At 46.2% G+C, this 13,376-nt stretch carries 10 protein-coding genes; all 10 read right to left on the bottom strand.

Features of this window, described 5'->3' with window-relative positions:
- Positions 1 to 143: 143 nt before the first annotated feature.
- The gene (locus BFO_RS12840; RefSeq protein ID WP_014226212.1) at positions 144 to 1,022 is read right to left on the bottom strand and encodes a 1,4-dihydroxy-2-naphthoate polyprenyltransferase; all 879 of its coding nucleotides are present in this window, start codon (positions 1,020 to 1,022) and stop codon (positions 144 to 146) included.
- Position 1,023: 1 nt separating this feature from the next.
- Positions 1,024 to 2,265 carry an ABC transporter permease gene (locus tag BFO_RS12835; RefSeq protein WP_014226211.1) on the bottom strand — a complete coding sequence of 414 codons (1,242 nt, stop codon included), beginning with the start codon at positions 2,263 to 2,265 and terminating at the stop codon, positions 1,024 to 1,026.
- A gap of 12 nt (positions 2,266 to 2,277) precedes the next feature.
- The gene (locus BFO_RS12830) at positions 2,278 to 3,456 is read right to left on the bottom strand and encodes an ABC transporter permease (protein WP_014226210.1); all 1,179 of its coding nucleotides are present in this window, start codon (positions 3,454 to 3,456) and stop codon (positions 2,278 to 2,280) included.
- 10 nt (positions 3,457 to 3,466) lie between these two features.
- Positions 3,467 to 4,459, bottom strand: a complete 993-nt coding sequence (locus tag BFO_RS12825; protein ID WP_014226209.1) for an HlyD family secretion protein — start codon at positions 4,457 to 4,459, stop codon at positions 3,467 to 3,469.
- Positions 4,460 to 4,510: 51 nt separating this feature from the next.
- On the bottom strand, positions 4,511 to 5,902 hold the full coding sequence (locus BFO_RS12820; protein ID WP_041590945.1) for a TolC family protein: 1,392 nt from the start codon (positions 5,900 to 5,902) through the stop codon (positions 4,511 to 4,513).
- A gap of 97 nt (positions 5,903 to 5,999) precedes the next feature.
- Positions 6,000 to 8,552, bottom strand: a complete 2,553-nt coding sequence (locus tag BFO_RS12815) for a glycoside hydrolase family 95 protein (RefSeq protein WP_014226207.1) — start codon at positions 8,550 to 8,552, stop codon at positions 6,000 to 6,002.
- Positions 8,553 to 8,624: 72 nt separating this feature from the next.
- A complete protein-coding gene (locus BFO_RS12810; protein WP_014226206.1) occupies positions 8,625 to 10,472 on the bottom strand; it encodes an ABC transporter ATP-binding protein in 1,848 nt (615 codons plus the stop codon).
- A 117-nt stretch (positions 10,473 to 10,589) separates the two neighbouring features.
- The gene (gene lepB / locus BFO_RS12805; protein ID WP_014226205.1) at positions 10,590 to 11,243 is read right to left on the bottom strand and encodes a signal peptidase I; all 654 of its coding nucleotides are present in this window, start codon (positions 11,241 to 11,243) and stop codon (positions 10,590 to 10,592) included.
- A gap of 18 nt (positions 11,244 to 11,261) precedes the next feature.
- Positions 11,262 to 12,797 (bottom strand): glycosyltransferase family protein, encoded by a 1,536-nt coding sequence (locus BFO_RS12800; protein ID WP_244262920.1) that lies wholly within the window; start codon positions 12,795 to 12,797, stop codon positions 11,262 to 11,264.
- The gene (locus BFO_RS12795; protein ID WP_014226203.1) at positions 12,751 to 13,365 is read right to left on the bottom strand and encodes a hypothetical protein; all 615 of its coding nucleotides are present in this window, start codon (positions 13,363 to 13,365) and stop codon (positions 12,751 to 12,753) included. The genes BFO_RS12800 and BFO_RS12795 overlap by 47 nt, the downstream gene beginning before the upstream one ends.
- Positions 13,366 to 13,376: the final 11 nt, after the last annotated feature.

The following is a 13,376-nucleotide window of genomic DNA, read 5'->3' as shown; positions in this document are numbered from 1 at the left end:
CGAAACTAACTGATTTCCCACAAAATTACATTTTTTTTATTTATTGGGCGGTTTTTACAAAGAATATTTTAGAAAAAAGAATTTTTGCATACGAAGATTAAGGTGCAAGCGTCGTGATGATGTATGTGGGAAACGTCGCAATCTTAGAAAACCAATACATAGATCAGCAGAAAGGCATAGAGCAGGACGTTGCGGGCTGTGATTGCGAGCGTATGGTTGAGGGCGGTGCCATGCTGACGGGACAGCTCCTGCCACGCAAGCCATGCGATCATCAGAAAGAAAATAAACAGGAACCAGATGTTCCGGCTACGATAAAGATAGACCGGCCAGGAACAAGCCACGGCCAGCAGCGTGTTGATCAGATAAAGTGTGGTTCCGAAACGTCGTCCGAACATGACGACTGTCGTGCGTTTACCGGCCTGCGCGTCTTGCTCTCTGTCGCGCACATTATTTACCAGCAGGATATTTACGGAAAGCAGTCCCATGGCCACTGAAAGCCAGCCGGCTGTCCATGCAAACTCTTGTGCCTGTATGTAATAAGTAAAACATACGGGAATAACACCGTAGAACAACAGCACGGCCAGATCGCCCAGCCCGTGATAAGCCAGCGGATAAGGTCCGGCCGTATAAGCCGGCACACAGAGGGCAATAGCGAGTCCGACAAAAATCAGCCACCAGTCGCTGTAGATTAGCAAAGCAAAGCCGCAAAGAGAGGCGGCGGATAATGTGACGAAAGCTCCGGTCAGCATCGTTTTGGGAGTAATCCATCCCGAAGCGACTGCCCGCTGCTGTCCCAGACGTTCTTCGGTATCGGCTCCTTTTTTAAAGTCGAAATAATCGTTGAAGAAGTTGGCTGCTATTTGTGCCAGCACGGCAACGGCCATGCACAGTACTGCGGGCATCCACTGAAAGACATTGTTTCTGTAGGCCAATGCACAGGCCACCAATACCGGGCTGACCGATGCCGCCAGCGTTTGCGGTCGTGCCGCCCGTATCCATGCTTTGCATTTGTTCGGTTTCATTCTATCCCCTCCGGAGTTTGGCTTCTTTATATTGCCGGAGCATTTTTCGGCGAACACGGATAATCTGACGACGATAGACAAGCGCCGCCGTGATGAAATATATGCCGGTATGTATCCAGAGTATCCGGTATTCGTGCGCCACGTCGTGCAATGAGGCGCCACAGCTCTTAATCAGAACGAAACCACGTATGGCCGGTGTTGAAGGAAACATATTACCGAGTGCTTTCCAATAGATGGGGAATGCCTCTGTCGGCCACGAGATGCCTGAGATAAAGAGCAGAATCACGGACATAAAGACGAATATCATCATTGGCGACTCGCGGGTGCGCATAAAGCCCGAAATCGTAATGGACATCAAGATGCACGCGAAAAGGTAGGGTAATAAGAACAGCAGGATGTCCCATGGATACCCGACACTTGGAAACGAAAAGAACTTGGGTACCACGATCAGTGTCCAGATACATACCGGAATGTAGATTACGACGTAAGCGAGTGATTTACCCAGTACGACGCGCAGGGTTCCCTTAAAACGCCGGTCGATCGGTACGAGATGGTGAAACTTGTTACGTTCACGCGCCGTACCTCCCAACATACCGATGCCCAACACAAGCGTCTGCTGGATAATCAGGATCAGTACTGCCGGCAGAAGAAAGCTGGCAAAACCGTTCGACGGATTAAATAATGCCGTTGATTCGTATGGGATCGGGTCGATTTCTATTTCTTTTAGTTGTTCGGTCGATTGCGGCCGGTTCTGCGCATGTATCTCACCCCCCATTTCGAGCGATACCTCTGTCGCGGAAAGCAGCATCGCCTTGTAATAAAGCAACAGACTCATATCGCAATAGAGGGAAACGGTCGCTTGTTGTCCCGAATGCAGGTTCTTACTGAACTCGGGCGGAAACAACAGGATGCCGTACGCTTCTTTTTTATTCAGCATGGTCTGCGCCTCGTCCATTGAGGTACACGAGCGAACGATCTGTACATCCGGAGTAGCATCTACACGGCGTACAAACTCACGACTGTAAAACGATTGGCTCTGGTCGACTACAACGACCTTGACATCATGTACCGTTTCAGGATGATAGATCAGCGAATAAATCAGCGGATAGGCTAATGGAACCAAGAAGAAAAAGATCATTACGCCGCTATCTTTGAAGATTGCTTTCAATTCTTCTCTCCAGATATAAAACAAGTCCCGGATGCCTTCGGCGATGATGCCGGATAATTTTTTTTCTCTTTTCATCGTTCGTTATTTTTACGGAATGTAATGAAAATAGAGCATCGCATTCTTCAGATACCTGCGCATGATGACAGGCAGCAGGAGGAAGCCGGCAAGCCATACATATTCTCCCCATGTGTATACCAATTCACGTCCGTTGAGTGCCTGGTCGATGTAAATCAGCAGGTAATGCCTTAGTGGGTAGAGGTATGATACGGCATGAAATTCGGGATACATCGCCGATACGGGGTAGGAGAGTCCGCAGATCGAAAAGCCTAACATACCGAAAAGAGAGGCTAAACTAAGCCCCAACCGCACCGTAGGCAGTACGCTGATCATAAAAACCCCGAGCGCCTGTGAGGCGACTACTAACAGAAATATGGCAACGAGCATCGGTATCCAACCCGAATGAAGCGGAAAGGCGTTATATCCGTAAAGAATCGCGCAGATCAACCACCCGATAGCCGTAAAGATTACGGTGTGAGGCAATAACTTTCCGATCACACTCACGGTAATGGAGTCATGCCCCATATTCAGCCAGTCGCGTGATGTCCTTTCTTTGATCTCCGTTCCGATCGAGAAAACCGTTACGATAAATATCAGCAGCTGTAATAGTCCGGGCATAATCGCATTGTTCAGGTAGATCGAATAATTAAGCCAGGGATTACCGATTGCGTGCGTATCGATGACTATCGGCTGTATTTGCGCTATGATCTGGGCTGTCGTATATCCTTTGGCTTCTCCGATCCGAAGGCCAACGGCTCCACCGGCCAATACCGATGTCGTTTTCATATCCCGGAACATCAACGATCCTGCGACCAGAAACGATCCGTTCGTATAAAACGACAGTTTCGGTCGTTTGCCTGATGAGGCTTCACGCTGAAAACCTCTCGGGATATGATAGATTCCGTAAATATTTCCTTTCTGCATCTCCCTGCGCGCCTCTTCGAACGAAGCGCACTGCATCGCTACCGAAGTCTGCTCGAAAGCATCCAACTGGCGAATGAGTTGGCGCGATGTGGGGGTGTTGTCCAAGTCGACGACTGCTACCGGAAGATTCGTCGGTAGTCCGTCTTGCATCAATGTCATGAGAAAGAACAGACTGCCAATCGGCGCGACAATCATACAAAAGAAATACAACGGGTTCAAACAGAGCCTGCGGATTTCCCGTACGGATATCTGCTTCAAACTTCGTATGCCTTCCCGGATGGTCATAGTTCTCCCCTTAACGCTTGATGATAACAGACATTCCGGGACGCAGATCGGCTATTTTTTCGATGGGGCGTGCACGCACTTCAAACGTTTTTGCATCGAACTGGCCGGTTGCTTTTGTGGCCTTCCATGCGGCATACGTGCCCATGGCTTTCATGAAATAGACCTTCATCGTCACTTCCTGATTATGAAGGGCAGGAATAAAGCCTTTGACCTCTTTTCCGATCTTGATATCACTCAGTAAATCTTCCCGTACGCTGAACGTGATCCACAAGTCGTTCAGGTCGGCAATGTTCATGATGGGGGCGCCTGTTCCCACTAACTCTCCCACCTCGGGGAAGCGCTCTACAATCTCCCCGTCGATAGGTGAAACCAAAGCCCGTTCGTCGATGTAGGATTGCACCTCGGCCACCGCACCTTTCGCTTGTCGGACGAGTGCCGAGGCAGCCATCTTGTCTTCACGGCGCGCTCCTTCTTTCGCCATCTCATACTGTGAACGAGCCGCCTTTTCGGTGGCAACCATCGCATGATAATTGGCTTCTGCCTCATCACGTTTTTGAGCAGACATCACGCCCTGCTCGTAGAGATGCTGTACGCGATCGTACGATTTCCGGGCAATATCGAGCCCTGCTTTCGCCTTCTGCCACAACTCGTAAGCACCGGTAACTTCTTGTGAACGGGCGCCGGTCATTGCTTTGGTATTCTGTGCCTCAGCAGCCTGACGGACAGCCTCGGCCTGTTGCAGCTTGGCCATAATCTCAGGGGTATCGAGGAATACCAGTGTGTCGCCTGCACGCACCTTGTCTCCCTCGCCAAAGCGATACGATTCAATGCGTCCGGGTACTTTACCCGAAATACGTACCTGAGTTGCTTCGGCCTGACCCATAATGATCTCGTCGGGAGGCGACAACAGGAAAAAACCGGCTAATGCAACTAAGCCTATGACTATCAGTACGGCAATAAAGGCCAATAGCATGTTGTTGATCGAATATTTTTTCTCACTCATCGTGTATAAATTATAGAATGTATAAATGTTCGTTATAACTCAAATTTCCGATTATTTCGTCAGCTTTCCTAAGGCTTTGTGCAGATAAACTTCCGTCAGCTTGACCTCAATCTGCGCATCGATCAGCTGCGAACGCGCCGAGACCCAGGCCGTCTGTGCTTCCATCAGGTTCAGCGCCGGGATCACGCCTTCCTCAAAGCCCAAATTGGCATAGCGAAGATTCTCTTCCGCTTTCTCCATATTTTTCATCGAAGCGGTCAACTGTTTTCCTGCCTCGTTGACTTTATATACCGATTGATTTACCTGCAACTCGATTTTCTCACGCGCGTCTTCGAGCTCCAGCTTCTTGATCACCGTTTCAGCCTTGGCCGAATTACGCCTGTACGTTCCTTCCCACCAACCGGACAAAGGAACTTTCACCATCACGCCGACATTGTACATGCCGGAAAACTCATTTTTAAAGCCGTTGTGCGAGTTTGGATTTGTGATCAGGTAGTTGGCTGTCAGCGCGACGCTCGGTAACATCTCGGCCAATGCGATCTGTTCCTTCTTACGATAAATTTTTGTGGCAAGCTCGAGGCTTCTCAGTTCGGGACGATTACTGAAGGCTTCTTCTGTATGAGCTTGCGAAGATACCGGCTGCACTGTGAGATAATCAATCTCTTCATCGGCCAGAGCTATCGGGCTTCCCATCTCCAGCCCACAGATTTGAGCCAGCAGCATACGCGACAGCGCCAAGCCGTTATCGACTTTGTTTTGTGCCATCTCCGCTTCATTCAGCTTCACCTTCACCGTTAAACCGTCTGCTTTCGTGGCCACACCTTCTTGAATCATCGCGGTGATATCGTTATCCATCTTCCGAAGCAGGTCGACATACGCGTCGGCCAGTTTCTTTTTGTTGACCAATGAGATCACCTGCCAGTATGTTTCATCGGTTCGGTAGATCACATCCTGCAACTTCGTGTCGTGCATCGACTCGGCCAGCTCACGGGCATAAGTCGTGATCTGATTGTAGGACACAATTTTTCCACCCATAAAAACCGGCTGTACCAAAGATACATCGCCTATCCAGACATTGCGAATATCGAGATGGGTAGCATCCTTCATCTTTTCCATGACCTGCGGGAGGATAAGTCCCAGTTCCGGAAATTTTTGAAGCATGGGGGCTGTAATGGACGACAAGGAAGAAAATTTACTATAGTCGACAAGCTCAATATCTTTGCTGTTTCGTATATACGTTCCCACGGCCGAAACTTGCGGAAAATATTTCGTGCGTGCCGCATGACGTTCTTCCTTTGCTTTGTCTACCAGTTTACCGGCTACTTTCAGCTCTTTGTTGTTCGCAATCGCCAACTGACGGCACTGATCCAGTGTCAGCACTTCCTGTGCCATAGCACAAAAAGGCAGGATAACCGCCATCCATAAAAAAATAAACTGTTTCATTTCCTTCAATTTTGGGGTACAAAGATACAAAGTAAAACAAAGGCGTTTATCTGTTAACGGATAAAATGAACATAAAACATTCCTTTCTGAATCTTTTTTAGCTGTCTTTTCTCATGTTTACTGCGAGTTCATCGGCTGCATGTAAATCCATGACAATCATTCCATCGACAATCGGACATGAGACAGCCTTTCCATTCAGCAGAACTTCCAGAACAGGCATGCTTTCAGGCATCTTGATGCGGAAAGTCCCGTCTTTTTTTACTTTCAGTCCGGCATGAAGCAACTCGCCGTCGCTCCATTGAGCATGTACTTCGCCTGCTCCCTGCACACATAAACCTTTGAACTCACCGTTTTTCCATGCCGTAGGAAGTGCCGGCAGAAATTCGATGTATCCGTTATGGCTCTGTACCAGCATCTCGGCAATCCCGGCACATCCTCCGAAGTTTCCGTCGATCTGGAACGGCGGATGCGCACAAAACAAGTTGGGATATGTGCCTCCCCCGTGTTTCATGTCCATGTCTTTGCGGAGGGAAGGTCTGAGCAGGTCGGCCAACAGCTTGTAAGCATGCTCTCCATCGTGCAGACGCGCCCAGAAGTTCACTTTCCAGCCCATCGACCAGCCGGTACTTTCATCCCCGCGCGCTTCGAGTGTTTTGCGTGCGGCAGCGGCCAGGTCGGGAGTCCGTTCCGGCGAAATTTCATTGGCCGGATACAAGCCGTACAGGTGGGAGACGTGGCGATGATGCGGTTCTGCTTCCTCATAAGGCTCCAACCATTCCATGATACGTCCGTCGGGGCCGATCGTCGTAGGCATCAGACGTGCTTGGTAAGCGGCCAGCGTTTGCACAAGCTCTTCGTCCGTTTTCAGCAGTCGGGCAGCCTGAATGGTGTTGGAGAATAACTCGCGGAGTATCTGATTGTCCATCGTCGAACCGGCACAGACGCTCACTTTTTTTCCGTTAGGCATCACGTAGGCATTTTCGGGCGAGGTAGTCGGGGCCGTTACCAGATAGTGACTGCGGGGGTCTTCGACGAGCATATCGACGAAGAAAAGAGCCGATTCACGCATCACAGGGTATACGTCTCGCAGATAAGCCGTGTCGAGTGTAAACAGATAGTGCGTGTACAGATGCTCGCAAAGCCACGCCGCCGAAGTGTTTGTCGCACCCCACGAAGGATGTTCGCCCGGCGCCGTAAATTCCCATACGTTCCCTAAGATATGCGTCACCCATCCGCGAGCGTTATAAAAAGCTTTTGCCGTCTGTCGTCCGCTCTCGACCTGCTGCTTCGTCCATTCGATCAACGGCAGATGAAGCTCCGACAGATTTCCTGTTTCAGCCGGCCAAAGATTCATCTGCAGGTTGATGTTGAGATGATAGTCTCCGTTCCACGGGGTATGAATCGTATTGCACCAAAGCCCTTGGAGGTTGGGCGGCAACAGTCCGGGACGTGTCGACGAGATCAGCAGATAGCGGCCGAACTGATAATACAAAGCCAGCAATGAGGGGTCGTTCTTGTCGTTCTGAAATGCTTCGAGACGTTTATTCATCGGCAAGGCTTCTTTTTGCGCGTTCCGTCCGAAATGGACGGCTACCCGATGATAAAGCTCCTGATAGGCTCGGATATGTTCTTCTTTCAGCGTTTCATAACTTTTGCTTGCGGCAGCCGTGAGCAACGAATCGATCTGTGCATCGACCGCTTTACCGAAATAGTCGGTGGCCATTCCTACCAACAGGATGATCTCGGAAGCCTCTTCAACAATGAGCGTCGTATCGTTGAAGGCTTTCACTTCACCCCCGTTGGGAAGCACCACCTGTACGCGTGAAGCGTAACGGACGCCCTGACCGTCTTCGGCTCCCGGCATCGTCTTCTGTTCTGCCGCAGGGATGCTGTCCGAGTTGTTTGTGCGGTTTCGCATGGCTTCTTCTCGTTCGAGCTGTTCCTTCGTCTTATACGCGTCTCCTTCGTAGAGCCTTCCGCGCATTTCAAGCTCGCTGTTCTCGGCTCTCACGGCATAGCGCTCCGGTCGGTTCATCCCGATTTGGCATTGCAGCTTGCGCCCGTTGTTTACTTTCAGGCGGATAACGGCCACATCGTCTGCGAACGAGGTGAACACTTCGCGCGAGTATTCCGTTTTCCCTTTACGGAACGACAGCGTCGTCAGTGCCTGCTCCAAGTCTAACTCACGCCGGTAGTCGGAAACTTGTGCATCGTCTGCGGCATCGTATGTGAAGTCCAGCATCAGATTGCCCAGCAACTGATAGCTACCGTAGGGCTTATTCGCGCCACTTCCCCGTCCGCTGCCATCGCCGTAGCAGACAAAGGTGTCATACATGAGTTCCTGCGCTTCATCATTACGTCCGGCAAAGAGCAGCTCGCGGATTCGGCCCAGCGACTTCTGCGCTGCGGGGTTGTCGGTCTGCTGTTTACTGCCGGACCACATCGAGATTTCGTTCAAGACGATATTTTCTTTTTCAATGCCTCCGTCGGGCATAAGTCCGATACGGCCGTTGCCGAGCGGAAAAGATTCTTCCCAAAGAGTGGCCGGTTCATCGAAATGATAAGCCATGCGCGCATTTGAACGGATATCCGGTAAGCGGTCGCAAGCCATGAGAATGACACCAACGAATAAGAGTTTTACTATTTTCATGTTATCTTTATTAAATGGTTTATATTGATTTCATGTTCCGAAAAGGAACGATCTCCGGATGGCCCCTTTGGCTCAAAATTTTTGCATATCGCAAAGCCTTTTGTAATAACCATTCATGGTAATCAGTTCGTCATGCCGCCCGCGTTCGACGATGGCTCCTTCGTGCATCACGCAAATCTCATCGGCCTTACGGATGGTCGACAGGCGATGCGCGATTACGATTGTTGTACGGTTACGCATCAGGTTTTCGAGCGCTTCCTGCACGAGCCTTTCCGACTCGGTGTCGAGCGCCGAGGTCGCTTCGTCGAGGATCAGCACCGGCGGGTTTTTCAGAATCGCACGTGCGATGCTGATACGCTGCCGTTGTCCGCCGGAAAGTTTTCCGCCACGGTCGCCGATGTTCGTCTCGTACCCTTCTTCCGAAACCATGATAAAGTCATGTGCGTTCGCGATCCGTGCCGCTTCTTCTACTTCTGCGCGGGTGGCCGATTCCACCCCGAAGGCGATGTTGTTGAAGAAACTGTCATTGAACAGAATCGCCTCCTGATTCACATTGCCCATCAATCCGCGCAGGTCGACGAGTGAGGCCTCGCGAATATCCGTTCCGTCGATGGTAATAGCTCCTTGATCGACGTCGTAGAAGCGGGGCAGCAAGTCGACGAGCGTGCTTTTGCCCGAGCCCGACTGTCCCACGAGGGCGATCGTTTTGCCTTTTTCGATCCGCAGATCGATCCCTTTCAATACCCAGTCGTGCTGGTAACGAAACCATACATCACGATATTCAATGGCATCGTTGAGGGTGACCGGTTTCGTTACGGCCGGCGAGACGATATTCGATTCCGCCTTCAGTATTTTATCCACACGCTCTACCGAGGCAAGCCCTTTCTGTATGGCATAAACCGATTTGCTCAAGTCTTTGGCAGGATTGATGATGCTGTAAAAAATTACCAAATAATAAATAAAGGTAGGTGCATCGATCGGGCTGTTGTTGCCGAGAATCAGGGTACCTCCGTACCAGAGAATCACGACAATCGTGGTTGTGCCGAGGAACTCGCTCATCGGATGTGCCAGTTGCTGACGGCGATAGATCCGGTTCGTCGTGCGGCGATAGGTTTCGTTTTGCGTTTCGAAGCGTCGCTGTATCTTTTTCTCCGCATTGAACGCCTTGATGATACGTAATCCGCTGAGCGTTTCCTCGATCTGACTCATCAACGCGCCCCACTGTGACTGACCGAGCAACGATTTTTTTTTCAGCTTTTTCCCGACCTGTCCCATCACGTAGCCTGCAACAGGCAGCAGGATAAAGACAAATGCCGTGAGCTGCCAGCTGATGATCAGCATGGCCGAGAGATAGATCAGAATCAGGATCGGGTTCTTGAACAGCATATCGAGCGAGCTCATGATCGAAGTCTCAATTTCGTTCACATCGCCCGATACACGTGCGATGATATCACCCTTACGTTCTTCCGAGAAGAAGCCGAGCGGTAGCTCCGTAATTTTCTTATTGATCTGATTTCGTACATCGCGCACCACGCCTGTACGAATGGGGATCATGGTGTAAAAGGCCATGTACATGGCCAATACCTTGAATAAGGTCATTACGATCAGCGCGACCCCCAGCATGATGAGTGCGGACGAACTGCCATATACCTCGATCAGTCGGTTGACATACCAGTAAAAGTTATTTTGCGCCGCTTCGGGTAATGTTTTCCACGATTCCCACGACGAAGGACGGAAAGTCCACTCCATGAACGAATAGACGCGGTCGTCCATCTTAAAGAGGATTTTCAGAATCGGGATAATCAATGCGAACGAAAAAACATTCAGAATAGCCGAAAGTACGTTAAACACGATGTTAAGTCCCATATATCGCTTATACGGCGGTACGAATCGCTTGAGTACACGAAAAAAATCCTTCATCCCATATTGTTTGTGACGACAAAGATAAGGCAAGTCGATAGCAAAAACAAAACTTTTTAGGTACAGCTGTTCAACAGTAAAAAATGACGTGGTTATTGCTGCAAAATGTTATTTGTTTCACTTAACTCTTTTTAAAAGATTAATTTGGGTTTTATTGATAGAAAAAATAAGCCTATTTACTTTTCCTACCAGATTTTTTTCGCTGACATAACCAAAAAAACGACTATCTCTAGATATAGAAGAGTTATCTCCTAAAAGATAATAATAATTATTTCTCAATTTATAATAAGTGCATATGGTATCATTGATGTAGATAACGCCATTTTTTATTTTGGCTTCAGTCTCCTGATTTATTATATCGTTGTAATTATTGTAGTTTGTAGAATCAAGATGGATCAATGAATTGGCATGCTGAATCTGTGAAATGCGTTTTACCAGTAAGACATCGATATTTTCCGGACTATTAAAAACAACGATATCTCCTATGTCAGGCTTGTTAAAGCCTCTCATCCGACAGTATCCCCAATCCGTTCTTATGTCTTTTGTGCGAAAATCAGGTATCCAAGTGACAATATTTAAGATCGGAATATCTGCCCAGCGTCTGGGTAGAATGGCTCCGTAATCCACTTTGCTTATCCATAACCAATCTCCTGATTTAATAGTTGGTTCCATGCTTGAACTTGATACTTTTGTAGGTTCACCAATAAAAATCCGAATAAAAATAGATGAAACAATCAGTAATAAAAAAAAGATTCCCTTTCTCTGTTTCATTTAAATGTTTTTGTATTATTAGATGTTCTCAACAGATTCTTGCGTATATAATAGAAGAACATGATTTTCATTGTATATACGATATAATTTATTTAAAAAACTCATCCAATTGGGGATGCTTTCTTTATGGATTTTATATCCGTTTTTTTCAAGAAGTCTGTTTTCTTTATGAAAGCCTTTGGGTATAACGATCAGTTTGTTCGTAGGAATATTATGTATAAAATGAGAGTCGATAAAATGTAAATCGATCTCATTATTCGTATAAAATTTGGCAATTAATCCTTTCGAACTTCCTACGGAATAAGGTCCTACATATGTGCTATAAACTTCAATAGGTTTATTTTTTGAATAATTTTTATGAATATAGTAAGCTAAATTCACGCTGCCATTTCCGGCAGGTTTGAAAATGATGAACAATCCTCCAATGTTTATGATTATTGCCGTTATAATCAGCATATTTAAAACAAAGTGATTTTTTATCTTTCTATATTTGGAAACGCGTTCGTAAGTCCAAATTAGTAAAATTGGAATAAAGTTAACAAGAGGGAATAGAAAACGAAGTTCTTTGTGTGGAATAATAGAATGAACAACCCAAAAGGGAAAGATACACCAAAGAATTATATTTTTATAGTCTGTGATTAATAGATAAACTATTGAGAAAACAATCATAAACCCTATAATTAGAGAAGGAGCCTCAAACATTATTTTTAAATAGTAATACCAAGGCTCAGTCCCGTATAAACTTGAAACTTTATCAATGATATTTACTTTTAGGTAGTTGTATGGAGTAAATACAACTGTCTGATAATAAAAAGAATCCAAAACCGTGCACAAAGCGATTACAAACGATAATCCACTTATAATAATAAACCACTTCAACAGGTTTATTTTTTTTATTATCAATAACCATAGTAGGATACTCGCAATACATAGCCCCATTTGAAAACGGAATTCAAAACTTAAACCTAATACTAAACCGATGAGAAAAAAATAACTCTTTGATGATTTATCTTGTTCAACTAAACCTAACGATGATAATAGGCATAATCCGGCCCAAGTTTCAGAGGAAAAACGAACATTGATAGAAGGAAGAAACCACAGTAAAAAGGACAATAGAATAAAAGCTAAATAGAATTCATTTTTTATGGTAGCTTTATAAGAACGTATGAAAAGAGATATTGCAAAAATAGAGAATATAGCTGTTAACGCCCTTAAAACCGAGGCAAGAAAATATGGATCATCCATATTAAAAAGACTGAATGTTTTAACTATAATCAAAGCAATATATGGCTGTAAAGTCGGACGAATCTGATAGTCGTATTCCCATGCTAAATCGCGTACAGAATTCCAGCCGGCTCTTATTCCGGCAAACTCAATGAGTTGAAAATGTTCATCGGGATGGTGAAATCCGTTGCTGTTAAAAACGGCAACAACATACAAAACACTAATCAAAGAAAAAAGAATGGTCTTTGAGTTTTTTGTAAAAAAGCTAAGGGTGAATATCTGTTTACTTATTTGTTGCCTTTTCAAAGTAACGTTCATTGATGATTTCAAGATATTTTTGTGTCAATGCGGGGGTGTTTTTATCCGGAATGACAATATGGGATATGGTCAGATTTTCATTTAATACAAAGAAATATGGAAATCCCAATTCTTCCAATGGGATATTTAAACTTAGGGCATTATAAGTTTTAAACGTATCTATGCCGTATAATTTCTTTTCTCGATTAAATATTCGATTATTCTCGTAAGAGCCTAAAAATAGCAAGTTCTCTTTTTCTATAAAAGATGAATGGAGAAGCATTTGTATTGAAAAATTCACACAACTCTCGCAATGAAATTGGGAAAACCTGCAAACTAAAATCTGTTTTTTTTCTTTCTCCAATAGGTTTTTGAGGGGGGATATTATGCCTAAAGAATCTTTAAGCATAATATCGTTCAATTCCATTCCGTTATTATTTAAATTTACATAGTAATTCGTTCGATAAAAATCCGCCTCTTCTTTTTCTGAATCGGAAAAAGTGTTGTGAGAGTTTGTTGCTTTTTTTTGAGATAAATGCATATAAACAAAAACACTCGTCAATAACAACAGGAAGGACAAAAAAAGCAGTCGTTTGGTCATAGTAAAGCTTA

This window comes from Tannerella forsythia 92A2, assembly GCF_000238215.1.
GTDB classification, from domain to species: domain Bacteria; phylum Bacteroidota; class Bacteroidia; order Bacteroidales; family Tannerellaceae; genus Tannerella; species Tannerella forsythia.
Note: the sequence above shows the minus strand (reverse complement) of the source record. Positions and strands in the feature narration are given on the sequence as shown.